The organism is Ruegeria sp. BF10 (genome assembly GCF_056538725.1).
Genome location: NZ_JBQFTR010000001.1, coordinates 1,085,732 through 1,112,190, shown reverse-complemented (window position 1 = coordinate 1,112,190; position 26,459 = coordinate 1,085,732). Strand labels below are relative to the sequence as shown.

At 60.5% G+C, this 26,459-nt stretch carries 28 protein-coding genes; 12 read left to right on the top strand and 16 right to left on the bottom strand.

The annotated features are described in order from the left end of the window. Positions 1 to 28 precede the first annotated feature (28 nt). The 3 genes from ACR0DJ_RS05655 (at position 29) to ACR0DJ_RS05645 (ending at position 3,230) form a co-directional block, all read left to right on the top strand. Entirely contained in the window at positions 29 to 772 is a 744-nt protein-coding gene (locus tag ACR0DJ_RS05655; RefSeq protein WP_257598846.1) for a hypothetical protein, read from the top strand. After that, positions 769 to 1,698: a glycosyltransferase family 2 protein gene (locus ACR0DJ_RS05650; protein WP_480684147.1), complete on the top strand. Its 930-nt coding sequence runs from the start codon at positions 769 to 771 to the stop codon at positions 1,696 to 1,698. The genes ACR0DJ_RS05655 and ACR0DJ_RS05650 overlap by 4 nt, the downstream gene beginning before the upstream one ends. A 185-nt stretch (positions 1,699 to 1,883) precedes the next feature. Beyond that, a complete protein-coding gene (locus ACR0DJ_RS05645; RefSeq protein ID WP_257598848.1) occupies positions 1,884 to 3,230 on the top strand; it encodes a DEAD/DEAH box helicase in 1,347 nt (448 codons plus the stop codon). Here the strand turns inward: ACR0DJ_RS05645 and ACR0DJ_RS05640 are convergent. Genes ACR0DJ_RS05640 through ACR0DJ_RS05630 form a run of 3 tightly spaced genes read right to left on the bottom strand, consistent with a single transcriptional unit; the run spans position 3,227 to position 5,249 of the window. Further along, positions 3,227 to 4,129 (bottom strand): EamA family transporter, encoded by a 903-nt coding sequence (locus ACR0DJ_RS05640; protein ID WP_480684145.1) that lies wholly within the window; start codon positions 4,127 to 4,129, stop codon positions 3,227 to 3,229. The genes ACR0DJ_RS05645 and ACR0DJ_RS05640 overlap by 4 nt on opposite strands. A 21-nt stretch (positions 4,130 to 4,150) precedes the next feature. Further along, complete coding sequence (locus tag ACR0DJ_RS05635) at positions 4,151 to 5,053, bottom strand: fatty acid desaturase (protein ID WP_480684144.1); 903 nt, start codon at positions 5,051 to 5,053, stop codon at positions 4,151 to 4,153. After that, complete coding sequence (locus ACR0DJ_RS05630; protein ID WP_170344057.1) at positions 5,046 to 5,249, bottom strand: DUF2061 domain-containing protein; 204 nt, start codon at positions 5,247 to 5,249, stop codon at positions 5,046 to 5,048. Before ACR0DJ_RS05630 ends, ACR0DJ_RS05635 begins: the two co-directional genes overlap by 8 nt. A 108-nt stretch (positions 5,250 to 5,357) precedes the next feature. On the opposite strand from ACR0DJ_RS05630, the gene ACR0DJ_RS05625 reads away from it, so the two are divergent. Next, positions 5,358 to 6,227, top strand: a complete 870-nt coding sequence (locus tag ACR0DJ_RS05625; RefSeq protein WP_425078382.1) for a helix-turn-helix domain-containing protein — start codon at positions 5,358 to 5,360, stop codon at positions 6,225 to 6,227. A gap of 79 nt (positions 6,228 to 6,306) precedes the next feature. Further along, entirely contained in the window at positions 6,307 to 6,489 is a 183-nt protein-coding gene (locus ACR0DJ_RS05620) for a hypothetical protein (RefSeq protein WP_117868740.1), read from the top strand. A gap of 1 nt (position 6,490) precedes the next feature. Here the strand turns inward: ACR0DJ_RS05620 and ACR0DJ_RS05615 are convergent, their stop codons facing one another. The 4 genes from ACR0DJ_RS05615 to bcoG all read right to left on the bottom strand — a co-directional run bounded on the left by ACR0DJ_RS05615 (position 6,491) and on the right by bcoG (position 10,014). Next, positions 6,491 to 7,249, bottom strand: coding sequence for an SDR family oxidoreductase (locus ACR0DJ_RS05615; protein ID WP_480684142.1), 759 nt, complete (start codon positions 7,247 to 7,249; stop codon positions 6,491 to 6,493). Continuing rightward, a complete protein-coding gene (locus tag ACR0DJ_RS05610; protein WP_257598853.1) occupies positions 7,246 to 8,712 on the bottom strand; it encodes a carnitine 3-dehydrogenase in 1,467 nt (488 codons plus the stop codon). The genes ACR0DJ_RS05615 and ACR0DJ_RS05610 overlap by 4 nt, the downstream gene beginning before the upstream one ends. 8 nt (positions 8,713 to 8,720) lie before the next feature. Continuing rightward, positions 8,721 to 9,038 (bottom strand): hypothetical protein, encoded by a 318-nt coding sequence (locus tag ACR0DJ_RS05605; protein WP_480684141.1) that lies wholly within the window; start codon positions 9,036 to 9,038, stop codon positions 8,721 to 8,723. Positions 9,039 to 9,099: 61 nt separating this feature from the next. Continuing rightward, the gene (gene bcoG / locus ACR0DJ_RS05600; protein ID WP_480684139.1) at positions 9,100 to 10,014 is read right to left on the bottom strand and encodes a 3-dehydrocarnitine:acetyl-CoA trimethylamine transferase BcoG; all 915 of its coding nucleotides are present in this window, start codon (positions 10,012 to 10,014) and stop codon (positions 9,100 to 9,102) included. A gap of 133 nt (positions 10,015 to 10,147) precedes the next feature. Here bcoG and ACR0DJ_RS05595 point away from each other — a divergent pair, with 133 nt between their 5' ends. Continuing rightward, positions 10,148 to 11,134, top strand: coding sequence for a GlxA family transcriptional regulator (locus ACR0DJ_RS05595; protein WP_170344051.1), 987 nt, complete (start codon positions 10,148 to 10,150; stop codon positions 11,132 to 11,134). 76 nt (positions 11,135 to 11,210) lie between these two features. Here the strand turns inward: ACR0DJ_RS05595 and ACR0DJ_RS05590 are convergent, their stop codons facing one another. The 3 genes from ACR0DJ_RS05590 to ACR0DJ_RS05580 are packed head-to-tail and all read right to left on the bottom strand — an operon-like array spanning position 11,211 to position 14,218. Beyond that, positions 11,211 to 12,257 (bottom strand): aldo/keto reductase, encoded by a 1,047-nt coding sequence (locus tag ACR0DJ_RS05590; protein WP_480684137.1) that lies wholly within the window; start codon positions 12,255 to 12,257, stop codon positions 11,211 to 11,213. A gap of 31 nt (positions 12,258 to 12,288) precedes the next feature. Beyond that, on the bottom strand, positions 12,289 to 12,747 hold the full coding sequence (locus ACR0DJ_RS05585) for a DNA polymerase III subunit chi (protein ID WP_480684135.1): 459 nt from the start codon (positions 12,745 to 12,747) through the stop codon (positions 12,289 to 12,291). A gap of 4 nt (positions 12,748 to 12,751) precedes the next feature. Beyond that, the gene (locus ACR0DJ_RS05580) at positions 12,752 to 14,218 is read right to left on the bottom strand and encodes a leucyl aminopeptidase (protein WP_425078387.1); all 1,467 of its coding nucleotides are present in this window, start codon (positions 14,216 to 14,218) and stop codon (positions 12,752 to 12,754) included. A 229-nt stretch (positions 14,219 to 14,447) separates the two neighbouring features. Between ACR0DJ_RS05580 and lptG the strand changes: the two genes are divergently transcribed. From lptG to rsmA, 5 genes are all read left to right on the top strand, one after another. Next, positions 14,448 to 15,548 carry an LPS export ABC transporter permease LptG gene (gene lptG, locus ACR0DJ_RS05575; RefSeq protein ID WP_170344728.1) on the top strand — a complete coding sequence of 367 codons (1,101 nt, stop codon included), beginning with the start codon at positions 14,448 to 14,450 and terminating at the stop codon, positions 15,546 to 15,548. Next, positions 15,548 to 17,710: an LPS-assembly protein LptD gene (locus ACR0DJ_RS05570; protein ID WP_425078388.1), complete on the top strand. Its 2,163-nt coding sequence runs from the start codon at positions 15,548 to 15,550 to the stop codon at positions 17,708 to 17,710. The genes lptG and ACR0DJ_RS05570 overlap by 1 nt, the downstream gene beginning before the upstream one ends. Next, positions 17,701 to 18,954 (top strand): peptidylprolyl isomerase, encoded by a 1,254-nt coding sequence (locus ACR0DJ_RS05565; protein ID WP_170344046.1) that lies wholly within the window; start codon positions 17,701 to 17,703, stop codon positions 18,952 to 18,954. Before ACR0DJ_RS05570 ends, ACR0DJ_RS05565 begins: the two co-directional genes overlap by 10 nt. Next, positions 18,951 to 19,916, top strand: coding sequence for a 4-hydroxythreonine-4-phosphate dehydrogenase PdxA (gene pdxA, locus ACR0DJ_RS05560; RefSeq protein ID WP_480684134.1), 966 nt, complete (start codon positions 18,951 to 18,953; stop codon positions 19,914 to 19,916). The genes ACR0DJ_RS05565 and pdxA overlap by 4 nt, the downstream gene beginning before the upstream one ends. Positions 19,917 to 20,000: 84 nt before the next feature. Next, on the top strand, positions 20,001 to 20,843 hold the full coding sequence (gene rsmA / locus ACR0DJ_RS05555; RefSeq protein WP_425078390.1) for a 16S rRNA (adenine(1518)-N(6)/adenine(1519)-N(6))-dimethyltransferase RsmA: 843 nt from the start codon (positions 20,001 to 20,003) through the stop codon (positions 20,841 to 20,843). 56 nt (positions 20,844 to 20,899) lie between these two features. On the opposite strand, the gene ACR0DJ_RS05550 is transcribed toward rsmA, so the two are convergent. The 3 genes from ACR0DJ_RS05550 to prfA all read right to left on the bottom strand — a co-directional run bounded on the left by ACR0DJ_RS05550 (position 20,900) and on the right by prfA (position 23,616). Further along, positions 20,900 to 21,478 carry a DUF4167 domain-containing protein gene (locus tag ACR0DJ_RS05550; RefSeq protein WP_171167801.1) on the bottom strand — a complete coding sequence of 193 codons (579 nt, stop codon included), beginning with the start codon at positions 21,476 to 21,478 and terminating at the stop codon, positions 20,900 to 20,902. Positions 21,479 to 21,718: 240 nt separating this feature from the next. Further along, complete coding sequence (prmC, locus tag ACR0DJ_RS05545) at positions 21,719 to 22,564, bottom strand: peptide chain release factor N(5)-glutamine methyltransferase (protein ID WP_480684133.1); 846 nt, start codon at positions 22,562 to 22,564, stop codon at positions 21,719 to 21,721. Further along, on the bottom strand, positions 22,561 to 23,616 hold the full coding sequence (gene prfA, locus ACR0DJ_RS05540; protein WP_171232029.1) for a peptide chain release factor 1: 1,056 nt from the start codon (positions 23,614 to 23,616) through the stop codon (positions 22,561 to 22,563). Before prfA ends, prmC begins: the two co-directional genes overlap by 4 nt. Before the next feature lie 62 nt (positions 23,617 to 23,678). On the opposite strand from prfA, the gene ACR0DJ_RS05535 reads away from it, so the two are divergent. Next, a complete protein-coding gene (locus ACR0DJ_RS05535) occupies positions 23,679 to 23,960 on the top strand; it encodes a hypothetical protein (protein ID WP_170344041.1) in 282 nt (93 codons plus the stop codon). Positions 23,961 to 23,975: 15 nt separating this feature from the next. Here the strand turns inward: ACR0DJ_RS05535 and ACR0DJ_RS05530 are convergent, their stop codons facing one another. The 3 genes from ACR0DJ_RS05530 to speB (ACR0DJ_RS05520) all read right to left on the bottom strand — a co-directional run bounded on the left by ACR0DJ_RS05530 (position 23,976) and on the right by speB (ACR0DJ_RS05520) (position 26,447). Then, positions 23,976 to 24,377 (bottom strand): DUF1499 domain-containing protein, encoded by a 402-nt coding sequence (locus tag ACR0DJ_RS05530; protein WP_170344040.1) that lies wholly within the window; start codon positions 24,375 to 24,377, stop codon positions 23,976 to 23,978. Between the two features lie 66 nt (positions 24,378 to 24,443). Further along, positions 24,444 to 25,391: an agmatinase gene (gene speB / locus ACR0DJ_RS05525; protein ID WP_425078394.1), complete on the bottom strand. Its 948-nt coding sequence runs from the start codon at positions 25,389 to 25,391 to the stop codon at positions 24,444 to 24,446. Between the two features lie 87 nt (positions 25,392 to 25,478). After that, positions 25,479 to 26,447 carry an agmatinase gene (gene speB / locus ACR0DJ_RS05520; protein ID WP_152458210.1) on the bottom strand — a complete coding sequence of 323 codons (969 nt, stop codon included), beginning with the start codon at positions 26,445 to 26,447 and terminating at the stop codon, positions 25,479 to 25,481. Positions 26,448 to 26,459: the final 12 nt, after the last annotated feature.

The following is a 26,459-nucleotide window of genomic DNA, read 5'->3' as shown; positions in this document are numbered from 1 at the left end:
GCAGGTTTGGCTGTGCAATCCTGCGCGCATGAGTGACGACGAACTGACCTATCCCGGTGGCCTGCCCGACATGCTGGACAGCTATGAGAACCGGCGCAGCCCGTTTCAGTTCGGCACCCTGACCCTGCCCGGGCCTGACGTCGATCTGGATGATCTGGCCAAACGCATCGTGCCCGACAGCGCCACCGAATTGCCGCCCGGGCGCAACACCACCTGGGATCGCAAACACGTTCAGATCGCGCGGGAATTCGTCGGGAAATCAGAGCTTGCCTTCCTGAACGCCCAGCTGATCTCGAACCTCAGAAAACGCTCCTTTCCGCGTCAGGCCCCTGCGCTGTTCTGCCGGTTGTGGGACGAACAATCCGACCATCTTCTTTCCGTCCTCGACCTTCGTTGGCTGGTGTCTTCTGTTCAGACCTTTGCGGATCACGGTCAGACCCCGACACAGCGCGAGGTCGGACATGCTTTGCGCGTGTTCTTCAGCATGATGAAGCTTTATGAGTTCGAGCGGCTCTTCTCGGGGCTGGCCCCGGAAACGCCGTTTCAGTTCAAGGACAGGAACCACGTGCCGCTGCCCTATCAGATGAAAGGCTTTTCCTTCGAAAAGGGCGGCCTGGATGTCAATCTCATCGCTCCGATCTGGACCAGGGCGATGAATGATCCCACGATTGCGCCGCTGGTGGATCACCTGATGATCCAATTGAACAAGGACCCAGGCGGAATTTTTCGACGCCTGAAACGCATGCGCGACGCCCGCGCACCGCGCAAATGACCACCTGGGGCATTGTCTCCATGGTCCGGGGGCCAACCGAAGACGTCCTTCGGTTCGTGGCCCATCACCTCGAACTGGGGGCGGATTTCATGTATATCTACATGGACGAACCCAACCGCCGCACGTTCAGGGCACTGAGGATGCACCCCAAGGTCCGGGTCCGTAACTGTGATGACGCCTTTTGGGAAAAACGCGGACGCGCACGGCCGGAAAAGCATCAGGTGCGCCAGTCGGTTCATGCCACTTTTGCCTATCGAAACACTCGGCTGGATTGGTTGACACATATCGATGTGGATGAGTTTCTTTGGCCGACGGCCCCTATTCCTGATATTCTGCGCGATGTTCCAGACACGGTTCCCGCGGTGCGCGTCCGCCCGTTGGAGGCCTTGGCCGGGGGCGATGACCTGTACAAAGCTCATATCCCGCATGGCCCGAACCGCGAAGCGCTGGTCGAGACCATTTACCCGAATTACGGCGCCTTCGTCATGGGCGGATTCCTGAGTCACGTGCAGGGAAAGCTGTTCGTGCGCACCGGCTTGAAAAACCTGAGCATCCGCATCCACAACCTGTTTCAGAACAAGGCGCTGCTGCCGTGCAAATACGAGCTTCCCCAGATCGATCTGTGCCATCGTCATGCCCCGGACTGGGATCACTGGATCGCGCATTACCAGTTCCGCATGGATCGTGGCTCGTATCAGGCCGGCATGGCTCCGAATGTTCCGCGCGAACAGGGAGGGCTGAGCAAGAATGAACTGCTCAACTGGATCGAGGCCGAACACGGCATGGACGGGCTGCGTGCGTTCTACAATGAAATGAGCGGCGCGGACGCACAGGTGCGCGCCAACCTGGAACGCCACGGCCTGCTGCGCCACCGCCCTTTGAACCTGGACGAAAAGCTGGAGAAACACTTTCCCGGAAGTTGCTGAATTGTTGCTGAAATTCACCGCAGGCGACAGGCAGGCACAGGTGAAATTCTCTTCATTTGACCCCGGCCAACGTTTTTGTTATGTCCGCGTACAAGCCGAAATGTCGCATCACGCGTATGGCCATCCGGGCCCGGCACATCTTTGACGCGCGGGCCAGGTCAAGTGTCCGCAAAAACCGGACTTACATGACAAAATTCAACGAACTGAACCTGAACCCGAAGGTCCTCAAAGCCATTGAGGAAGCCGGATACGAAACCCCGACCCCAATTCAGGAAGGCGCGATTCCTCCCGCTCTGGAAGGTCGCGATGTCTTGGGAATCGCCCAGACCGGCACCGGCAAGACCGCCAGCTTCACACTGCCGATGATCACCTTGCTGGCCCGGGGCCGCGCCCGCGCGCGCATGCCGCGCTCGCTGGTCCTGTGTCCGACGCGGGAACTGGCCGCCCAGGTGGCCGAGAATTTCGACACCTATACCAAACACCTTAAACTGACCAAGGCGCTGTTGATCGGCGGCGTCAGCTTCAAAGAGCAAGAGGCCCTGATCGACCGTGGCGTCGACGTTCTGATCGCCACGCCCGGCCGCCTGCTGGACCATTTCGAACGTGGCAAGCTGCTGCTGACCGGCGTGCAGATCATGGTGGTGGACGAAGCCGACCGGATGCTGGATATGGGCTTTATTCCTGACATCGAGCGCATCTTCTCGCTGACGCCTTTCACACGGCAAACGCTGTTCTTCTCGGCGACCATGGCATCCGAGATCGAACGAATCACGGATACATTCCTGTCGGCCCCTGCCCGGGTTGAAGTCGCCCGCCAAGCGACCGCATCCGAGACGATCGAACAGGGCGTTGTCATGTTCAAAGGCGGCCGTCGGGACCGTGAAGCAAGCCAGAAACGCAACGTGCTGCGTGCTTTGATCGACGCCGAAGGTGAAAAGTGCACCAACGCAATCATCTTCTGCAATCGCAAGACGGATGTCGATATCTGCGCGAAATCGCTGAAGAAATACGGCTATGACGCTGCCGCGATCCATGGCGATCTGGACCAATCGCAGCGGATGAAGACACTGGACGGGTTCCGCGATGGATCATTGCGTCTGCTGGTTGCATCGGACGTCGCAGCGCGCGGTCTGGACGTTCCGGCCGTCAGCCACGTGTTCAATTTCGACGTCCCCGGCCACCCCGAAGATTACGTACACCGTATCGGCCGCACCGGTCGCGCCGGGCGCGAAGGCAAGGCCATCACGATCTGCTCGGCCCGCGATGAAAAAGCCCTGGCTGCGATCGAAAAGCTGATCCAGAAAGACATCCCGCGCCTCGACAATCCGGTCAAGGAAGAGCCCAGGCCTGAAAAACCGAAGCCCGAGAAAAAAGCCCGGGACTCCGAAGTCAAGAAAGACGCCCGGAAAGAGCGAGAGCCCAAAGCGCGTGGCCGCGGGCGCAAGGAAGACAATGGCCGGCCCGTGGTGGGTATGGGCGATCACCTGCCCAGCTTCATTGCCCTGAGCTTTGACGAACGTCGCGCCGGCTAAATCGCCAACACCAAGGCCAGTATCGAAACACCCAACAGCAACATCCCGGCGATTTCTCGCCGGGTGATCGTCTCGCGGAAAAACAGGATCGACGCCATCAGGCTGAAAATCAGCTCTACCTGCCCCAACGCTTTGACATAGGCTGCGTTTTGCAAGGTGAAGGCCCAGAACCAACAAAACGACCCGCCCAGACTGGTCAGGCCGACAAAGACACCGGTGGATCGGGTCTGCCACACCGCACGCAGCTCGGCCCGGTCGCGCCACAACAGCCACAGCCCCATGCTGACAAACTGGAACGTCACGACGGCGGCCAGGGTGATCAGTGCGCGGAACCAGGCGTCGACATCACCCAATTGCAACGACGCCCCGCGATAGCTGACCGCGGAAAACGCAAACAAAACCCCTGATCCAAGCCCCAATTGGGACGCGCGGTTGGTCAGATGCCGCCACCAGGCACCGCCTCCACCGGGGGTTTTCGACAGCAGCAGCACCGCCATCAACCCTAACAGGATCGCAACCAGAGCGCCGCCGGAAACGCTGTCGCCCAAAACCAGAAATCCGACAATCGCGGTCTGAATGACTTCTGTTTTCTTGAAGGTGATTCCAACCGCAAAATTTCTTTGTTTGAACAACGCCACAACACAGATCGTAGCCAGGATTTGAGCCGTACCTCCGATGACAGCGTAAAGCCAGAATACTTCGTTAAGTGGTGGCAGACTGGCCCCGGTTATCTGTAACGCCACAAGCAGCCCGGCAACGGCCAGCGGCATGGAATACGCAAACCGCGCAAAGGTCGCGCCCGCGGCAGACAGCTTCACGCGGCTCAAGGATTTTTGCAGCATGAACCGTACGGTCTGGAAGCTGGCGGCGGCGATGGTGACAGGGATCCAGAGACTCATGTCATCCGTTGTGTCGCCAAATCAGTGCTTTGGCCAGAGCGGATGCGGAACCGGGTCCTTGGCGCGCAGCAGATACTGCCGGAAAATCTGTGCATAGGAGCGGTAAACATACGCCTCATTGCAGGCCAGATACCTGTCTTTGCCATCCCGATACAACGACGGCAGCCGATACCATGGCGCGGCGGGATTCATGTGATGTACAACATGCAGGTTGTTGTTCAGAAACAGAAATGCCAGCGGCCCGTTGTCTTCGATAATCACGGTCCGCGCGCGGGATTTCTCGTGCGCGCGGTGTTCCAGAAAGGTACGGATTTTCAGCAACGCCAGCCCGATATAGGCTGAAATCAGATAAGCCCAGATCGGCATGGCCGATTGTGCAACGATCCACAGCACCGCAACCGCGCCGGGGATATGCAAGGCCCATGCCAGCAGGATCGCCCTGTCGCCGCGCCGCAGCCCCCGCCATTCGTCGCGCAGAAACAGAACCTGCCCTACGGCCGGACCCAGAACCATCCGCCCCAGAAGCGTGTTGTTCAGGGCCAGCACAGCCTGCACGCCACGCGGCAGGTCCGCCCAAACCTTGGGATCCATATAGTTGGACTCGGGGTCGTCATACGGGTCGGTCAAGGTGGCATCCTGATGATGCGCCAAATGCAGATCGCGAAAACGGTTGTACGGAATGGCCAGGGTCAGCGGCAACGCCATCAGCGCCTCATTCAGCCATTTGGCTCGGAACGGGTGCCCATGCAGGGCTTCGTGCGTCAAAGACGAATGCAGGGCTGCAACAAAGCCCAATACCGGCACCGCCAACCACACCGAAACATCCGCCAGCCAGAACAGCCCGACCAGCCATGCGGCATAACAACCGAGGATCAGGGCAAATGTACCCCATTCGCGCGATTTGGGTGTTGAGGGCTCAGCCATTGCGCCCCCACGAAATTCCGGCCCAAATTCTTTCATAGACAATGTATAGCGTCAGGCCGATGGCGGTATTCACTAGCGCCAATGCCCCGCCGACGGCGGCCGAACCCGTGGCGATCAGACCCACCAGCGTCATGGTGGCCAGACCCATGGCATTCCACACGATTGCTTTCACGACAGATCTTCGCCGTGTTTCCATTCCGAACCCCATTCTTTTTGCTTTTACAAAGGGGTTACATTTCATTTCTCACGCTGAAAATTCTGAATATGATTAACAAAACTCAACAACTGTGATATTTTTGAACATATGCAGGAAAATATCGACAAGCGCGACCGCGCCGCTCAATTCCGCCTTCGCCTTGCCCGCGCGATGGAGGACCGCCACGTCAGCCAAAGCGCGCTTGCGCGCCATATCGGCGTGGACCGATCAACCGTATCTCAGTTGTTGACCGATCATGGTGCGCGTCTTCCCAACGCGCATGTTGTGGGTGGTTGTGCCGCGGCACTGGGCGTTTCGGCCGACTGGTTGCTGAGCCTGTCCGACAGACCGGAAAGCGCGGCAGAAATACTGGCCAGTACCCTGTCCATTACCGAAGCGCCCCGCGCCTTGGTCGATGAGCGGATTTTCGACTGGCACAAAGAAGCCGCCGGGTACAAGATCCGTCATGTCCCGGCCGCCCTGCCCGACATGCTCAAGACGCGTGCGGTACTGGAATGGGAATATGCCCCCCATCTGGGGCGCACGGCGGATCAGGCCATCGGAGCGTCCGAAGACAGGCTGACCTGGATGCGCAGTGCACAGTCAGATTACGAAATTGCCATGCCGTTGTACGAGATCGAGAGCTTTGCAAGCGGCACGGGGTATTACCATGGCCTTTGCCCGGAAATTCGGCTGGAACAGATCGATCACCTGCTGGCCTTGTGTGAACAACTCTATCCCCGGATGCGGATCTATCTGTTTGATGCCAAAAGGCTGTATTCCGCCCCGGTAACGATTTTCGGGCCGCTTCTTTGCGTTTTTTACGCCGGAAGTCACTATTTGGCGTTTCGCGACCGGGATCGGATCAAGACATTTTCACGCCATTTCGACACTCTGGTGCGCGAGGCCGATGTGGCCGCCCGCGATTTTCCGGACCACTTGCGACAACTCAGAGCGGATGTATCCGGCAAGAATTGATGCAGCGGCGCAAAACCTGTGCTATCGTCCCTTGGCGCGAACCATCGGGCATTCCGACCACAAACGGAGGACCACAGGAATGGACGCAATTCAAACCGCTCAATACGCACGCGCCCTGTATGCTGCGCACGGAGACCGGGCCGAGGCGGAAGCCGCGCAAAAGATGCGCGAATGCGAAGCTGCCGGAAACCAGAAAGAGGCGCAGGATTGGCAGGCGGTCCGTCAGACCATCCGCCAGATCCGAGGACCAAATCAGGGCTGAGTTACAGTTTCGGGTCGGGATTGACGGTGTGCCCATCCACCGCGATCACCTGCCCAGACACAAGCCGCGCTGCGTCTGAAGCAAGAAAGACGGCCATATGGGCGATATCCTGCGCTTCCACAAAGCGCCCCATTGAAGTGCCCGAGGCATAGCCCTGGTAAACCTCATCGCGGGTCATGCCTTTCGCGGCTGCCTCTCGGGCCAAGACACCTTCCATGCGCGGGCCTTCCACGGCACCCGGGCAAATGGCGTTTGCGCGAATGCCCAGCGGCCCCAGTTCCATCGCCAGCGTTTTCATCAACCCTATGACCGCCCATTTGGCCGAGGCGTAAGGCGCTCGGAACGGATAGCCGTACTGACCGGCGGTCGAAGAGGTCAGAATGATGCTGCCCGCCCGCGCCGACTTCATCATCGGTGCCGCGTACTTGACGGCCAGAAAGGCCCCGTCCAGATTGACCGCGACACAGGCGCGCCATGCATCAAGATCGATATCCTCGATCGCGTTGGTCGGCCCGGCGATTCCGGCATTTGCGCACAGCACATCCAGCCCGCCGGCTGCCTCGGCGGCCTGAAACACCGCGCTCATGTCGGCCTCATTGGTCACGTCAGCCCTGTGCGCCGCCCAATGGTCGGGCAATGTATCCAGAGCTGACGGGTCGATATCCGTCACCCAGACATCATAACCGGCGGCCCCAAACGCCGCGGCCATGGCCCGACCGACGCCAGATGCCCCGGCTGTTACCAAAACGCGCCGGGTCATGAGGGCTTGCGAATGCCAGCACCCGCCCCTTCAGGGTAAGGCAAACCGGCCTGTGCCTCGGCAATCCGCGCCATCGCGGCTTCGATCCTGGGCGACGGCGGGCTGGGGCGGCGGGTTTCAAGACTGACATGCAGCAGGAAACTCTCGCCCGTGGCCAACAGCTTGTCGCCATCATACATGCTGTGAAAGACATGCAGCTTCTTGCCCTGCCCCAGCAGCATCTGCGTGCGCACATCGATCTTCGCCCCTGCATGGACCTCGTCGATGTAACGGATGTGGTTTTCAGCGGTGAAATAACTGCCACCCGACGCGATGTATTCCATATCGCAACCGATGATCTCCATGAAACGGTCCGTGGCGGCGGCAAAAGCTTCCAGATACTTGGCCTCGTTCATGTGGCCGTTGTAATCCGTCCAGTCCAACGGAACGGCGCGGGACAGGGTCAGAATCGGCTGGCTCAGATCCGCCTGGTCCAGCGTCGGCAGGGCGCCCGGTTTCAACAGCGCATCATGCTGGTTCAGCACCGCCCCCGCACCATAGTTCTGCGCCTTGAGGGCACGCATCATGCCAACAAGGTTGTTGTCGCGAATGCGCTCCAGTTCACGGATCGAATGCATCCCTGATTGCGCGTCTGACTGATCGGCGATCAGGTCGACCAGTTCATCGGTGAATTCCGGCACGTCCATCAGTTTGGTCCAGGGCCATTTCAAGGCTGGCCCGAACTGAGCCATGAAATGTCGCATTCCCGCTTCACCTCCGGCCACGCGGTAGGTTTCGAACAATCCCATCTGCGCCCAGCGGATGCCAAAGCCCATCCGGATCGCCTCGTCGATCTCTTCGGTCGTGGCTATGCCATCCTTGACCAGCCACAACGCCTCGCGCCAGACCGCCTCAAGGAACCGGTCGGCGATATGCGCGTCGATCTCTTTCCTGACATGCAGCGGGAAGAAACCAACCGAGGTCAACAGTTCCTTGGCCCGTTCAATCATCTCCGGTGGGTTTTTGTCGGTCGGCACCAGCTCGATCAGAGGCAGCAGATAGACCGGATTGAATGGGTGCGTCACCACGATCTGTTCGGGGCGCGACGCACCGTCCTGAAGCTCCGATGGTTTGAACCCGCTGGTCGAGGATCCGATGATCGCGTCTGGATCACAAGCCTCCTGCAAGCTCTTGTAAACCTTGAGCTTCAGGTCCAGCCGTTCTGGCACGCTTTCCTGAATCCAGATGGCCCCCTGTACGGCGTCGGCCATGTCGTCATGAAAGCTCAGCGCGCCCTCGGTCGGCAGAGGCACATCGCTCAACCCCGGCAGGGATCGCCGTGCGTTATCCAGCACTTCGCCTATTTTGCGTTCTGCTTCGGGGTCCGGGTCGAACACCCGAACGTCCCAGCCATTGAGCAGGAACCGTGCGGCCCATCCGCCGCCGATGACACCGCCCCCGATAATTGCTGCCGTCTTTGTCATGCTGTCCTCTAATCGATACAGATTACCTGCGCGCGCCCCGCCTCATCCAGATGCGGAATGCACCCGAATTGCGGTGTCACCGCGCTGCATTGTTTGGTTTCCGACAGGCAGAACCCTGCGCAGTCAGAGGCTTTTTTGCAGGAGTTTCCAGCGTCGGGCAAAGGTTCAAAGCAGATAAACTGTCGTATCCGCCCGCCCATCTCATAGCTTCCTCCTTTGGCTTCGCAGTCCTTGCGGGCCAAAGGGTTTTCCGCGGTCTGTGCCAGCCCGACCCGGGGCAGACATACGGCCAGAACCGTCGCACAGATTACAACCGCCGATCGCATTGCTCTCTTCCTTTTGCTGGCACGCCTGCGCTTTCCGGTCATGGCAAGGGGCGCAAGCAGGTCAACCTTTGGGCGCCCGTTTGACCAGGCCCAGCTTTTCGCGCACCTCGGCCGGGCCGATCACCCGCGCGCCCATGTTCTCGATGATGGTGCCAGCACGTTCCACCAGTTGCCAGTTCTCGGCCAGAACGCCTTTCTCCAGCCACAGATTGTCCTCCAGCCCGACCCGCACATTGCCGCCAGCCAGAACCGAGGCCGCCACATACGCCATCTCATTCCGCCCCAGCGAAAACGCGCTGAACGTCCAGTCATCGGGCACGTTGTTCACCATCGCCATAAAGGTGTTCAGATCATCCGGCGCGCCCCACGGCACACCCATGCACAGTTGAACCAGGGCGTTGGGTTCCAGAATCCCTTCGTTTACCAGTTGCTTGGCAAACCACAGATGGCCGGTGTCAAAGGCCTCGATCTCGGGCTTAACGCCGAGATCGGTCATCATCTGCCCCATCGCTCGCAACGCGCCGGGCGTGTTGGTCATGACGTAATCGGCCTCGGCAAAGTTCATCGTGCCGCAGTCCAGTGTGCAGATCTCGGGAAGGCACTCGGCCACATGGGCCACACGTTCGGTCGCACCAACCAGATCGGTTCCGGCCTCGGCCAATGGCAGCGGGTTTTCGATACCGCCGAACACCATGTCTCCGCCCATGCCAGCCGTAAGGTTCAGCACCGCGTCAACCTCAGCATCCCGAATGCGATCGGTCACTTCACGATACAGCGCCAGATCGCGCGACGGAGCACCTGTTTCGGGGTCGCGCACATGGCAGTGCACCACGGCCGCACCCGCCTTTGCGGCGGCAATCGCACTGTCGGCAATTTGCTTCGGCGAACGTGGCACATGAGGGCTGCGATCCTGCGTCCCGCCCGAGCCGGTCACGGCGCAGGTGATAAAGACTTCGCGGTTCATTTCCAGAGGCATGGCGTTTTCCCCAAGTTATACCCGGTTTTACCTTGGGTTTTCCCCAGGCTTCTCCCCGGATTCCGATTTGCGTTCTGACCCGACTCTGGCGCAGCCTTGGGAAAACCACTTGGCAGAATGCGAATCGAACTTGATGCAATCCGCAAAAAACATACTGCAACCCGAACATCGGGCCCTGAAAACGGCTGTGCTGGTGCTGGACGAATGCAACACGCTCAGCTTCGCCTCGGCGGTCGATCCGATGCGCGCTGCCAACCGCCTGGCGGACCGGCCCGCCTTTGACTGGGACTATGTGACCGCCACGGCGAACCCCGCGATGCTGACCAGCGCGTTGCAAGTGCCCGGCATCCCGCTTGCTCGCCTGCAAGGCTGCGACCTGATGATTGTCGTCGCGGGCTTCCAACTGGCCCGCCACGCCACACCAAGCCTGCTGGCCGGGCTGCGCCGCATTGCCGGTACCGGGGCGACGATGGCCGGGATTGACGGCGGCCCCTGGCTGCTGGCCGAGGCCGGGCTGCTGGACGGTCACCCCGCGACGACCCACTGGGAAGACCTGGAAAACTTCGCCACCCGCTTCCCCAACGTCGACGTGCGCCCTGACCGCTTTACTGTGTCGGACGGCCGCCTGACCTCGGGCGGCGCGATTCCCGCTGTCGAGATGATGCTGCACATCATCGCCGCCCGTCATGGCGCGGGTTTCGCCTCCCGTGTCTCGGGCCTGTTTCTGTATGATGGCGCGCCGGACCCCGGCACACCGCAAAGCCGCACCGGCGTTCCACATCGCCACACCGCGCTGACGGCAAAGGCGAATTCGCTGATGCAGGCATCCCTGGACGATCCCCTGCCACTGGCCCACATCGCAGACCAGTTGGGCACCAGCCCGCGCACTCTGCAACAACAGTTCCGCCTGCGCCTGAACACCACGCCGCAGGATCACTATCTGCAACTGCGCCTGGCCGAGGCCCGCCGTCTGGTCACTGACACCGACCTTCCACTGATGGATGTCGCGCTGGCCACCGGTTTTGCCTCGCAATCCAGTTTCGCCCGCGCTTTCCGCACCGCGCATGGTCAATCTGCCCGCGACCTCCGGCAAGAGCGCGCGCACCCCACCCATCACTGACCCGATCCAACTTCATCTGGCCGGAAATATCCCGGGGGAGGCACGCGCAGCGTGCCGGGGGCAGAGCCCCCTCGCCTCAGTACGGCATCGGGTGCGCCTTGTGGACAGCGTCCAGCTCGGCCAGCACGTCCTGTGACAACGTCAAATCCGCACCGGCCAAAACGTGTTCAAGCTGCGGGACCGTGGTCGCCCCAAAAATCGCCGACATCATGAACGGCCGCGAGCGGCACCAGGCCAGTGCCATATGTGTCGGATCCAGGTCATGCCGCGCGGCAACATCCAGATAGGCCGCGACCGCATCAAACACCCGGTCAGACTTGCGCCCGCCCAATTCAGGCGAAAGCGACATACGCGAGCCGCCCGGCACGGCCCCACCTTGGTATTTTCCGGTCAGCAACCCGGTACCCAGGGGCGAGAACGCCATCAGGCCGACATCCTCTTGTACGCTCAGCTCGGCCATGTCGGTATCGAACAGGCGACACAGCAACGAATACTCGTTTTGCACCGACGCCGCACGCGGTGTGCCCGTCTGTTCGGCCAGTCTCAGCCACTGCGCCGTACCCCACGCGCTTTCATTCGACAGACCAAAAGCACAGATGTTGCCTTTGTCCACCTGAACCTGCAAGGCCTCCAGACACTCCTGCATGTTATCCAGAACGTCCGCGGTATTGTGGCCCGAAGGCGCATAATCCCAGTTTTGACGGAACATATAGCTGCCGCGATTGGGCCAGTGGAACTGGTAGAGATCGATGTAATCCGTCTGCAACCGCCGCAGAGACCCTTCGATGGCCTCGGGAATGGTTTTTCCCGTGATCGGCGCACCGTCGCGAACATATGACAATCCCTCACCCGAATGCTTGGTTGCCAGTACGAAATCCGCCCGGCGTGCCCTGTTGGCAGCATTCCAGTTTCCAAGAATTTCTTCGGTCCGACCAATTGTCTCTTTGGCGACAGGATTCACCGGATACATCTCGGCGGCATCCACAAAGTTGATCCCTGCATCCAACGCCATGTCCATCTGCCGGTGCGCATCCGGTTCCGAGGTCTGCGATCCGAACGTCATCGTCCCGAGGCAAAGATCGCTCACGACAATCCCGGTGCGGCCCAGAGGCTTCATCTGCATCCTCAAATCTCCTGATAAATGGCACGGCCCGTCAGGCTTCGGCCTTCTTTTCCCACCGCCCGGATTCTTCCGACCAGTATTGCGCGGCGCATCCGGCGCCGGTCAGCGTCTTCCACTGCCCGCGTGCGTGCTGTACGGCCATGTCGTCATTGCCGTCGAACAGAATGCAAACCCGTTCCAGCGCCGACACCTCTTCGGGTTCGATCGGCGCGCCGTCCACCGCCATGACACACACCGCGCCGTTTGTGGCCTCGGCGCTGGTGGTCAGCAGGATCGGCTGCTCGGCGTCATGCGGCCCACCTTCGCGACCGTGCGGCAGGAACGCGTCCTCGGGGCCCAGCCACAGCTTTTCATCCAGCCAGTCCATCCGCGCGGGATCGGTGCCCCGCACGGCAATCTTCCACCCGGCCTGCCGCGCCTTGTCCAGCAGCACAGGCAAGGTGTGCTCCAGCGGCTGGCGGGTCAGATGGTAGAAATAGACAGCACCCATATGCTTACTCGAAATTGTCCTGCACGAACCGGCTCAGCGCGCGCACACCCCAGCCCGTGGCACCTTTGGGCGCATAGGATGTCTCGGACGACACCGAGGCCACACCCGCGATATCCAGATGAATCCACGGCGTATCCTCTTTCACGAAACGTTGCAGAAACTGCGCCGCCGTGATCGAGCCCGCCGGACGGCCACCGACGTTCTTCATGTCGGCGATGCGCGATTTGAGCAGCTTGTCATAGCCATCGCCCAGCGGCAGCCGCCACGCGCCTTCGTCCTCGGCCTTCGCCGATTTCAGGAAGGCGTCACAGAATGTGTCATTGTTCGAGAACACACCCGCATTCTCATGCCCCAGCCCGATGATGACCGCACCGGTCAGCGTTGCCAGATCGATCATGCCCACCGGTTTGAACCGCTCCTGCGCGTACCACATCACGTCGCATAGAACCAAACGGCCTTCGGCATCGGTGTTGATGATCTCGACCGTATCGCCTTTCATCGACTTGACCACATCGCCCGGACGGGTGGCATTGCCCGAAGGCATGTTCTCGACCAGACCGACAAGGCCCACCACATTGGCCTTGGCCTTGCGCTTGGCCAACGCGCGCATCGTGCCAGCAACAACACCGGCACCGCCCATGTCCATGGTCATGTCTTCCATGCCACCGGCCGGTTTCAGCGAAATGCCACCTGTGTCGAAAACCACGCCCTTGCCCACCAGGGCCAAGGGCGCATCGTCCTTGTCGCCGCCATTCCAGTGCATCACGACGACTTTGGACGGGCTGGCAGAGCCCTGCCCGACGCTCAGCAATGTACGCATGCCCAGTTCTGCCAGCTTGTCCTCTTCCAGAACTTCGACCTCAAGGCCCAGCTCCTGCATCTCGACAAGACGATCGGCAAATTCCGAGGTCGTCAGAACATTTGCAGGTTCATTGGTCAGATCACGCGTCATCCGCACGCCGTCGGCAATCGCATATAGCGGTGCAAACTCTGCTTCGGCTTCCGTGGGTTTCGAATGGCCAATCGTAATCGATCCGCTGCCTTCGCTGTCCTTGGTTTTGTGCGCGTTGAAATCATAACTGCGCAGCACCAAGCCAAGGGCCAGGTTTTCGGTCTGCGCCTGATTGCCGACCAACACCAGCATGTCCTGGCCACCCGCGCATTTGGCCAAAGCGGCACCGGCCTTGCGGGCCTCATCGGCTTCCGGGCGGCGCGGCAGCACCACGACGTCCAGCGCCTCGGCCGCCATCCCGGCCGGCCAGGCCATCGAGATGACATCGCCGGTCTTGGACTTTCCGAATTTCTCACTTTCGACAAGCCGCGCCACGGCGCCTTTCGTCAGGCGATTGGCCCGGCGCGCCGCAGGGTTCATTTTCCCGTCCGGCGGAATGATGATGGCCACCCGCCCTTCGGCCTGCGCCATCGCATCCAGATCAAACTCCTGAAAACGGACCGGTATCAGACTGCTCATTGCAAACTCCTCGAATTCTGTTCCCCAAGACCTAGCCCGCGCCGCCCGACTTGACCAGATAGCAGTTTTCCCCGCGTTTCAATTGCAGTAAGGTCCCGCAAAAATATCCGGCAGGCTCGGGGGAGAAAGACGTGACACGAGAGGGCAGGCATACGCCGTCGCGCAGGAGGACATGCATGCGCGATTTCGGCCCGTTTTCCGGCGCAAAAGGCTTGGCGGGGGCACTCTTGTGATCCTCGACCGCTATTTCGCCCGCCGCTTTGTGCAGAGCTTTCTTGTCATCGGCGGTATTTTTCTGACCTTGATGATTCTCATCGATCTGATCGAACAGATCCGCCGATTTGACGAAGTCGACCTGTCCTTCGGCCAATTGCTGCACCTGACGCTTCTGAACACGCCGGCCGCCATCAGTGAAATGCTGCCTCTGCTGGTCATTCTGTCCACCATTGCCCTGTTCGTCGGGCTAGCACGGACGTCTGAACTCGTGGTGACCCGCGCCACGGGTCGCTCGGGTATCCGCGCGTTGGTTGCGCCGGCGGCGCTGGCCCTGATCATCGGCGCGCTTGCAGTGGCATTGCTGAACCCCATCGCCGCGGCCACGTCCCAGGAATTCCAACGCCTGTCTGATTCCTATCGCAACAACGGCAGTTCAGCGCTTTCGATCAGCAGCGAAGGCCTTTGGCTACGTCAATCCGCGGAAAACGGTCAGGCCGTCATCCACGCCCGGGGCACCTCGAACGGGGATACGCTTGGCCTGGACGACGTAACCATCATCACCTTTGCGCGCGACGGCAAACCCACCCAGCAGATCGTCGCCGACAGGGCCGTGCTGGAGGACGGAAACTGGGTCCTGTCGCAGGCCAAGATCTGGAACTTGCGGGATGGGCAGAACCCCGAAACCAGTTCGGTGGAGCATGAACGGCTGGAGTTGCCAACTTCGCTGACCCGGCAGCGGATTCTGGACACGCTGGGGCAGCAGGATTCGGTATCTGTTTATGATCTGCCGCAACTGATCAAAGACCTGCGCGAAGCCGGGTTTTCAACCAAGCAGTATGAAGTCTGGTTGCAGGTGCAACTGGCCCGGCCCTTCTTTCTGGTCTCGATGGTCCTGATCGGGGCCGCTTTCACCATGCGCCACGTTCGGTTCGGCGGCACCGGAATTGCCGTGCTGACTGCCGTTCTGCTTGGCTTTGCCATCTACTTCGTCCGCAATTTTGCGCAAATCCTCGGGGAAAACGGACAATTGCCCACCTATATCGCTGCCTGGGCGCCACCCTTCGCCGCCATCCTGCTGTCCCTTGGCCTGCTTCTACACGCGGAGGACGGCTGATGCGGAGCATGATTCCCCTGCTGCTGACCAGCGCGATCGCGTTGTCGGCACCGACGGTTCTGGCGGCGCAAACCACGTCGGCTGAGCCTGACCCGCAAGCGGCGCAGTCACAGGCCGAACCCGCCCTTTTGGTTGCCGACAAGGTCTTTATCACACCCGACAGGAAACTGGTGGCCGAAGGCCATGTCGAAGCCTTTCAGGGCGATACCAAGCTGTCGGCCCAACGCATCACCTATGACCGGGAAACGGGCGAGCTGACACTGGAGGGCCCCATTCGTATTGATCAGGGGGGCCAGTCGACCCTTCTAGCCGATTCCGGCCAGCTGGACAGCGGCATCCAGAACGGCCTGCTGATCGGTGCTCGGATGGTTTTCGATCAGCAAATCCAGATTGCCTCGGTTCAGGCGAAACGGGCCGCGGGCCGCTATACGCAATTCAGCAAGGTCTCGGCCACTTCCTGCCATGTCTGCACCAATGGTAAGCCACCGCTCTGGCAGATCCGCGCCCGCAAGGTCACTCATGACCAGTTGGAACGGCAATTGTACTTCGAAGGCGCGCAGCTTCGGGTGCTTGATTATCCGGTATTCTATTTCCCCTATCTGCGCTTGCCGGACCCGACTTTGGATCGCGCGACCGGCTTTCTGGTGCCGTCGATCCGCAGCACCTCGCAACTGGGAACGGGGGTCCAGGTTCCCTATTTCTTCAAGCTGGGGGACCACAAGGATCTGACCTTGACGCCGTATCTGTCGGCCAAGACCACAACTCTGGGATATCGGTATCGTCAGGCGTTCGTGAATGGGCGCATTCAGCTTGAAGGCGCCTATACCCGTGATGACGTCCAGCCCGACCAGGATCGCGGCTATTTGTTCGCCGGCGGTTGGTTCAACCTGAAGAACGATTTCCGGCTGACATTCGATCTGCAAACCACCTCGGACGACGCCTATCTGGCCGACTATGGGCTGCCGGACCTGGACCGTTTGCGCAGTGAAGTCGCGCTGGAACGGATCAAACGCGACACCGCGTTCAAAACAAGCCTGATTCATTACAAAACTCTGCGTGACAGTGAAAATCAGGACGAAATCCCATCCCGCGTCTTCGATCTGAACTATGAAAAGCGGTTCTTTCCCGGCGCACTTGGTGGCGAGGTGCGGCTGGCCTTTGTCGGCCACGCTCATGAGCGCACCAGCGACGCTGATATCGTCGGCCGCGACCTGGCACGGGCCACTTTTGACGCCGAATGGCTTCGAAGCTGGACGTTTGCATCGGGCCTGCGTGCCGACGCGACGCTGGGCGCGTCGGTGGATACGTTCAACATCCGTCATGACAGCAACTTTCCCAGCAATGTGACCCGCTCGACCCCGCGCGCGGCATTGACGCTTCGCTATCCGATGACCCGTCGCGAAAAGACCGGCGCCGTTCAGCTTCTGGAACCGATCGCGCAGATCGGATGGACCCATGTATCGGACACCAATGTGCCAGATGATGAAAGCACGTTTCAGGAATTCGATCAGGGCAATCTGCTGGCCCTGTCCCGATTCCCTGCCGAAGATCAGCGCGAAGACGGGGCCACCGGGGTCATCGGCTTGAACTGGGCACGTTATGGTACAGGCGGACAGCAGGCGCTGGTGACAGTGGGTCAGGTGTTTCGGGCGGATGCCGACCCGAATTTCACCCTGACATCCGGCTTGCAGGGCACCACGTCCGACTTGCTGGTGGCGGGACAAGTCACCACGGCCAACGGTTGGTCGCTTGGCGGGCGCGGTCTGATCGACAGCGATTTCAGCTTCGTCAAAGCTGAGTTGCGCGGGGCCTGGGCCTCGGAATTTGCCGGCCTGTCCGGAAGCTATATCTGGCAGGAACCGGATCCGGCGGAAAACATTGCGGATGAAATCTCGGAAATCTGGCTTCTGGGCCGCTACCAGGTCGACCAGAACTGGCTTACGAATGCCGAGGCACGCTATGATCTGAACCAATCAGAACCAATCCGGCTGGGTCTTGGCGTAACCTACCAGAATGAATGTGTTCAGGTTAACATGTCCGTAAGCAGACGCTTTACTTCAACATCCACTATTGAGCCTTCGACAGAATTCGGCTTTACCCTATCGCTGACAGGATACGCCCTTGAAGGCGGTGGTAACACATACAAGAGAAAATGCAGTTGATATCAGGTTTCTCCAGGTTTCTTCGTTCCGGTTGGCACAAACCGGTCGCGCCGGCGCTGGCCGCCGTTTTCCTCGCTTTTTCAGCGCCGCAGGTCAGCGCCCAGAGTTTGTTCTCGCCAGCGATCCGCGTGAATCAGGACATCGTCACCTGGTACGAGCTGGAACAACGCCTGCAATTCCTGAATGTTCTGGGTCTGCCCGGCGGCAGTGAAGCTGACGTCAGGGAAGCCCTGATCGAAGAAAAACTGCGCAAACAGGCCATGCGCGAAGCAGGCGTCGAAGCAGCACCGGAAGCTGTTCAACTGGGTATCGACGAGTTCGCCTCGCGCGGGCAATTGTCCACCGAACAGTTCCTGCAACTTTTGGGTGAGGCGGGCGTCGACCCGGAAACTGTCCGTGATTATGTTGCGGATCAGCTGGCCTGGCGCGATTATATAAGCTCGCGCTACCTGTCACAGGCCCGCCCGACCGAAGACGAGATTGATCGCGCACTGGGACAGACCGGTGGCGGCGGCCTTCAGGTCTTGCTGTCCGAGATCATCATCCCGGTGAACCCGCAAACCGTGGCACAGACCGAATTGCTTGCGGAAGAAATCTCGCGACTTGAAACTATCGAAGCGTTTTCAGCCGCAGCGGCGCAATATTCCGGAGCGGCCACCCGCAACGAAGGCGGGCGACTGGACTGGCTGAATATCTCCAACCTGCCTCCTGCCTTGCAGCCGGTTATTCTTGGGCTCCAGAACGGTGAAATCACCGATCCCATCAGCCTGCCAAACGCCGTTGCCCTGTTTCAGCTGCGCGGGCTGCGCGAGGTGGCGACCGCTGCGCCGCCTATCTCCAAACTTGACTATGCGGCCTATTACCTGCCGGGCGGCCGCAGCGCCAACACCCTGTCGCGGGCTGCCGCCCTGCGGGAAGAGATCGACACCTGCGATGACTTGTATGGCATCGCCAAGGATCAACCCGTCGAAGTTCTGGACCGTATCGAAGCCAGCCCGTCTGAAGTACCGCGTGACATCGCCGTAGAGCTGGCAAAGCTGGATCGCAACGAGGTGTCAACAAACCTGACCCGCAACAACGGACAGACGCTGGTGTTCTTGATGCTGTGCAACCGCACCCGCGATCTGGGCGAAAACACCTCGCGGGCAGATGTAGCGAATGCACTGGCGCAACAGCGGCTACAGGCCTTTGCGGCCAGCCTGGTAGAGCAGCTGCGGGCTGACGCCACCATTGTTCAGGAATGACTCGCCCGATTGCGCTCAGTTGCGGTGAACCGGCCGGGATCGGCCCTGAAATCGCGGCCAAAGCGTGGGCCGAGCTGCGCCAAACCTGCCCGTTTTTCTTTATCGGCGATGCCAGCCACCTGCCTGCTGGCACCCCCGTTGCGAAAATCCAAACCCCTTCGGATGCTGTTGCAGTCTGTGATCAGGCCTTGCCCGTGCTGCACCTGAACTTCCCTGCCGCAAACATGCCCGGCCAGCCGGACCCAGCCAATGCCCCATCGGTGATCGATGCCATCGAAACCGGCGTAGACCTTGTAAACGGGGGCGCAGCGGCCGCTCTGTGCACCGCACCCATTCACAAGAAGGCCCTGATCGACGGGGCCGGGTTTACCTATCCCGGCCATACCGAGTTTCTGGCTGCTCTGTCGGGCACCCGCCGGGTTGTCATGATGCTGGCCAGCGACCAGTTGCGCGTTGTCCCGGCAACAATCCACATTCCCCTGGCGCAGGTTCCCGCCGCACTGACGCCGGACCTGCTGCGCAAGACGATCGAAATCACCGCGCGCGGCCTGCGCGATCAGTTTGGCATACAGCACCCCCGCATCGCCATAGCCGGCCTGAACCCCCATGCCGGCGAAGGCGGCAAAATGGGCCGCGAAGAGCTTGACTGGATCGCCCCAATGCTGGCCGATCTGAAACTGAAAGATGCGACCCTGACAGGCCCGCACCCTGCGGATACGTTGTTTCATGCTGCTGCACGTGCCCGCTATGACGCGGCAATCGCAATGTATCATGATCAGGCCCTGATCCCGATCAAGACACTGGATTTCGACCGGGGCGTGAACGTCACCCTTGGCCTGCCCTTCATCCGCACGTCGCCAGATCACGGCACTGCACTGGATATCGCCGGGAAAGGCATCGCCAATCCAACCAGCCTGATCGAAGCTCTGAAGCTTGCCCAACGCATGGCACAAGGCTCTTGATCCTTCACCTGGCTGAAAATATCCCCGCCGGAGGCAAAAAATTTCTGGCACTGCCCCTGCGGCCTGCGTCACGGTAATCGGATCATGAGTGCAATCGACAATCTTCCCCCTCTGCGCGAGGTCATCGCCACACATCAACTCTCGGCGCGCAAATCCTTGGGTCAGAACTTCCTGCTGGACCTCAACCTGACCGGCAAAATCGCCCGTCAGGCCGGCGATCTTGCAAACTGCGACGTACTGGAAATCGGCCCTGGTCCTGGCGGCCTCACCCGAGGGCTTCTGTCCGAAGGCGCGCGCAAGGTCGTGGCGGTCGAAAAAGATACCCGTTGCATCGCCGCCCTGAACGATATCGCCGCCGCCTATCCCGGAAGGCTGGAGGTCATCAACGGTGACGCGCTCGAGATCAACCCGCTCGAACATCTGACCCCGCCAATCCGCATCGCGGCCAACCTTCCATACAACGTCGGCACCGAACTGCTGGTGCGCTGGCTGACGCCCCCGGAATGGCCCCCTTTCTGGCAGAGCCTGACGCTGATGTTCCAACGCGAAGTGGCCGAACGCATCGTGGCCCAGCCGGGCAGCAAGGCGTATGGCCGCCTCGCCATCCTTGCCCAATGGCGGGCCAAGGCGCGCATCGCCATGTCCCTGCCCCCCGGCGCCTTCACCCCGCCGCCCAAAGTCTCCAGCGCGGTGGTCCACCTGACCGCTCTGCCCGAACCGCGCTATCCTGCTGACGCCGCGACCCTGTCGCGTGTGGTGGCCTCTGCCTTCAATCAACGCCGCAAAATGCTGCGAGCGTCTCTGAAAGGCATCGCCCCTGATATCGAGGATCGCTTGCGGGCCGCAGGTATCCAGCCCACTGAACGGGCCGAGCAGGTTCCGCTTGAAGCGTTCTGTGCCCTGGCGCGCGAAGTCCAGAACCCCTGATCACAAAAAAAGCCCCGAGGCTTGACCTCGGGGCTTTGCAATTTCTGATGCCGGCTTTATTCAGCCGCTTCCGGTGCGTCACCATCCGTTTTGGGTGCGTCTTCGGCCGCGGGTGCCGGTTTGGGCTTGCGCGCCCGTGGTTTGCGCGCAGGCTTTTCCTTCTTTTCCGGCGCAGGAGCTTCGGCGCCCTTGCTTTCCGGTGTCTCGACCAGCCCGCTTTCCGGAGCAGCATCCGGTGCGGCGAAATCCATCACGTCCGGCTGTGGCGCTTCGGCGGGATCGGCCTGTCGGGCCGCTTCGCGTTCCTGGCGCTCGGCGCGCTCACGATCACGCTCGGCCTGGCGTTCGCGGTTCTGGCGCTCCTGCTCTTCGCGGCGCGCTTCGATCTCGCGCTGCGCCTCACTCAGCATGCGCAGATAATGTTCCGCATGCTGCTGGAAGTTTTCCGCAGCGACGCGGTCGTTTGCCAACTGAGCGTCACGCGCCAGCTGATTATATTTATCAATGATCTGCTGTGGCGTGCCACGCACTTTGCCTTCAGGACCCGAGCTGTCAAAAACCCGGTTTACGACGTTACCGCCGGAAGGACGATTGCGGTTGTTCTTGGCCCGCGAGCGGGATTTGGAAGATCTCATCTTACTTTACGTCAGCCTTATCAATGCGCTGTCGCTCAACCCGCTTTTTGCACTGCTCTGAGGCGTTTGCTGTGACGGGACGTCGACTTTTTGGGCTTGGCGTCAGGGGTGCGCTGCAACAGCGTCAACCTCGCCGACTAATCCTGAGTAAACATGTCCTGACCGTGCAGACAAGAGGAATCTCGAATTTTCACACGCTTTTTTACTCGGGGCAGCGTTTTTTGGCCTCAGACAACAGTATCAACCCGGCATCCTTGCGCCGACAACGCGGTCACGCCCGTCCAGATCGGGGATTACGCAAATATCCGCCAATCCCGCCGCATCAAACAAGGCAGACACCAGATTTGCCTGTGTCGGGCCGATTTCCACAAGTATTCGCCCGCCCGGCAGCATGAAATCCGGGGCCGAGGCCGCGATCTGCCGGTACGCGCCCAGCCCGTCCCCTTCATCGGTCAGCGCCATGCGCGGCTCGTGCTCCCGCACTTCGGGCGAAAGATTCTCCATTTCGGTTAAGGAAATATACGGCGGATTGGAAACAATCAGGTCAAACTGACCTTCAATGTTTTCAAACCAGTTTGACTGCACGATCTCTACCCGCCCCTGTACCTGGTGGAGCACAGCATTGGCGCTGGCCTGAAGACAGGCGGCTTCGCTCAGGTCGGCCCCAAGGCCCGAAGCGCTGGTGCGTTCCGCAAGCAGTGTAACCAGAATGCAGCCCGACCCGACGCCGAGGTCCAAAACATGGTCAAAGGGTTCGCTCAGTGCGGCCTCGATCAGGGTTTCCGTCTCGGGGCGCGGATCCAAAACATCCGAACTGACGCGAAACCTGCGCCCATAGAACTCGCGTTCGCCCAGCAGATGAGACACCGGCACCCGAATGGCGCGCAGGGAAACCAACTGGTCATAGCGTTCCGCGATTTCGGGTTGCAATTCTTCCGGGGCAATCAGTGTCACCCGGCTGGCTTCTATCCGTGCGGCATGGGCCAACAACAGGCGCGCGTCCCGCGCCGGGTCATCCACGCCCGCGGCCCTCAAGCGCGCTGTAGCGGCCACCATGGCCTGCGCAGCCGTCTGCACCCCCGTCATTGCGCCATCTCGGCCAGCAACCGGGCCTGATCATCCGCCGTCAGGGCGTCAATCACTTCGTCCAGATCCCCCTGCATCACCTGATCCAGTTTATAAAGCGTCAGGTTGATCCGGTGATCCGTCATCCGCCCCTGTGGGAAATTGTAGGTGCGAATGCGTTCCGAACGATCCCCCGATCCCACCTGGCTGGCGCGATCCGCTGAGCGTTCGCTGTCGATCCGCTGCCGCTCGAGGTCATAAAGCCGCGTTTTCAGCACCTGCATGGCGATCTCGCGGTTGCGATGCTGGGACTTCTCGGAGCTTGTTACCACCAAGCCCGTCGGAATATGCGTGATCCGCACCGCCGAGTCGGTGGTGTTCACGTGCTGCCCGCCTGCGCCGGAACTGCGCATCGTGTCGATACGGATGTCATTGGCGTCTATCTGGATGTCGACATCCTCGGCCTCGGGCAAAACCGCCACGGTCGCCGCCGAGGTATGAATCCGCCCGCCGCTTTCGGTTTCGGGTACGCGCTGCACACGGTGCACACCGGATTCGTATTTCAGCCGGGCAAAGACGTTGTCGCCCTTGATATGGGCCACCACCTCTTTGATCCCGCCCAGATCAGAAGCCTGTTCTTCGATGATCTCGAACTGCCACCCGTGGGCCTCGGCATAGCGTTGATACATACGCAACAGATCGCCCGCGAACAAAGCGGCCTCGTCCCCGCCGGTACCGGGGCGAATTTCCAGCATCGCCGGCCGCGCATCCGCCGCATCCTTTGGCAGCAGCGCCAGTTGCAGCGCGTGTTCCGCTTCGGGGATGCGTGATTGCAGGTCCGGAATTTCCTCTTCGGCCAACTCCTTCATATCCGGGTCGGCCAGCATCGCCTCGGCCTCAGCCAAATCTGCCACCAGCTGGCGCCAGGCCATGATCTGATCGACCACGGGTTTGAGGTCGGAATATTCCTTGGCCAACGCTGCAATATCGCCGCCCGATGCGCCATCCGCCATGGCTGCTTCGAGGTATTGGAAACGCTGGGTGATCTGTTCAAGTCGTTCTTCGGGGATCATCCCGGCGGTGTCTATCATCCGGGGGCTTTGGTCAAGGGCCACGTCATGCTAAGCTTGCTGTCATGAAACGGATTTTGCTTGCCCTTTTGCTGACGTCCACGCCGGTTTTCGCCGATTACATCGGCCCCGACGGCAAGACCCGCGATTGCTATTGCACCGACACGTCCGGGTCCCGCATCGAATTGGGTGAGATGATCTGCCTGCAAGTCGACGGCCGAATGTTCACGGCGCAATGTCAGATGTCCCTGAACGTGCCCATGTGGCGCGAGGTGCAGGAAGGGTGTTTATCGTCCGGGTTGCAGAGCGATCCTGTTGACCACTTTGACCAGGATGAGGCGTCCTGAACGCCGGCAGAACGGTTACATCTGCTCCAACCACCCATCAACCCGTGCCTTGTTCACCCCGAAATCCCTGCGACCGAACCGCAAACGGCCATGGATGCGCAGCGTGTCGCCGTCCTGATGAACAGTAGTATAGTCGGGAAAGCCGAACCATTTCGTGCGGGTGACATAGGTGATCATCCCCTCATCGACTGAACCCGCCAGTACCGAGGTACGCGGCGTGGCGCGGGCGATCTGGTCAAGGCGTTGCAACCCGTCCGGACCGGTTTCGACAACGCGCAGAACACCATCTGGCAAGTCCTGATCATCCGCGGCCACAGGCGCGATATGCCATTGGGCCGGAGCAGACGGGGCCAGCCGGATATATGCGCCCAGCCCGAGCACCAGCGCGATCACTGCCCACAGAACCATATTTCTCATCCCGCGTTACCTTTTCGCAGAAACCGTAAGCGGATCAGGCGCCGGGGCAAGACGTTCCGGGCCGGTTTACCGTGACGTCACACCCGGCAGGATGCACAGCATTTCATAGATCAGGTTGGCTGCCGTCAGGGCCGTGTTGCCGGATGGGTCATACGGAGGTGAAACCTCGACCAGGTCACACCCCACCATATTCACGCCCTGCAACGCGTGGATCAGTTGCAGCGCCTGCGGCGTGGTCAGCCCGGCAATCTCTGGCGTCCCCGTGCCCGGTGCAAAGGCCGGATCCAGGCTGTCGATGTCATAGGTGACGTAAACCGGATGATCCCCGATGATCTTGCGGATCTGAGAGCCGATCTGCGTCAGGTTCTGCTGCCACAACTCCCAGGCCGGGAACTGGCGGAAGCCCCAATCCCTGGCCTCGGTGAAATCCGAAGCCGCATAACCCGATCCGCGGATGCCGATCTGAAAGGTCTTGTCGGGGACGATCAGCCCCTCTTCATAGGCGCGGCGGAAGACGGTTCCGTGGGTCTCTTTCTCGCCGAACATCTCGTCATTCACATCCGCATGGGCATCCACATGCACCAGGGCCACCGGCCCATGTTTTGCCGCAATGGCCCGCAGGATCGGGAGGGTGATCGAATGATCGCCCCCCATCGCCACCGGGGTCACGTTCTTTGCCAGGATCGCATCATAGCTTTCCCTGATGATCCTCAGGCTGTCTGCCAGCGAGAAGGTGTTGATCGCCAGATCCCCGATGTCGGCGATTTGCAAGCTGTCGAACGGAGCCGCCGAGGTGGCCATGTTGTAGGGCCTTATCATCGCGCTTTCGCTGCGGATCTGTTTGGGTCCGAACCGGGTGCCCGACCGCCACGACGTGCCGATATCCATCGGAATTCCCAGAACCGCCACATCCAGCCCCGCCAGCGAGGCTGCCTGGGGCAGGCGCATAAACGTATTCGGCCCCGAGAACCGCGCCAGATCATTGCCGCTGACCGGTTGATTGAATTCAGTCATGCGCGTTTTATCCCCATCCCTTCAACTTTCTTTACCCAGCACATACCGGAAGTATGGCTAACCAATGGTTAATACGCATCCAAACGGTTATGTTTTTGCAAGCTTGTTCCAACCCAACAGGCAGACAATCTGCGTTGCCACATGGGCACCCGCAATCGCCGTTGCGCCGGATGTATCGAACGGCGGAGACACCTCGACCACGTCGCCGCCCTTGATGTTGATCCCGGCGATGTCGCGCAGGATGATCTGCGCCTGAATGGAACTCAAACCACCCCAAACCGGCGTGCCGGTGCCGGGGGCAAAGGCCGGGTCCAGACCGTCGATGTCGAAACTCAGATAGACCGGGCTGTCGCCCAGAATGCCCTTGATCTTCTGGGCAACGGCAGCAGGGCCGGATTCGTAGACCTCGCGCGCGTCGATGATGTTGACGCCCAGCGTGTCCTCGTTGGTGGTGCGGATCCCCACCTGGACCGAGCGTTTCGGGTCCACGATCCCCGACTTCACCGCCTTGTAGAACATGGTGCCGTGGTCCACCCGGCTCATGTCGTCATCGGCCCAGGTGTCGGTATGGGCATCGAACTGCAACAGCGACATCGGCCCGTATTTCTCGGCATAGGCCTTGAGGATCGGAAAGCTGATATAGTGGTCGCCCCCCAGCGTGACCGAGGCCACATCCGCCGCCAGAATGGTGCGGATATGGTCGGTCAGCGTATCGGGAAAGGCGGGGATGTTGGCATAGTCATAGGCCATGTCGCCATAGTCGATGATCGCCAGCTCGCTCAGCGCATCGAAGGGCCAGCCATAGGGCGCATCGGGCGATTGCAGGGCGCTCGCCTCGCGGATCGCACGTGGGCCAAGGCGGGTGCCCGGGCGGTTGGTCACCGCCTGATCAAACGGCACACCGGTCACGGCGATGTCGGCGCCCGTCAGATCCTTGGTGTAGAGACGCCGCAGAAACGAGGTCGCCCCGCCAAAGGTGTTTTCATAGGACAGGCCTTTGAGGTCCGGGTTTGTGAATGCCTCATCCACCTGGTTTTTTGCGTCTTCCAGTGCCATTTCATTACCCCA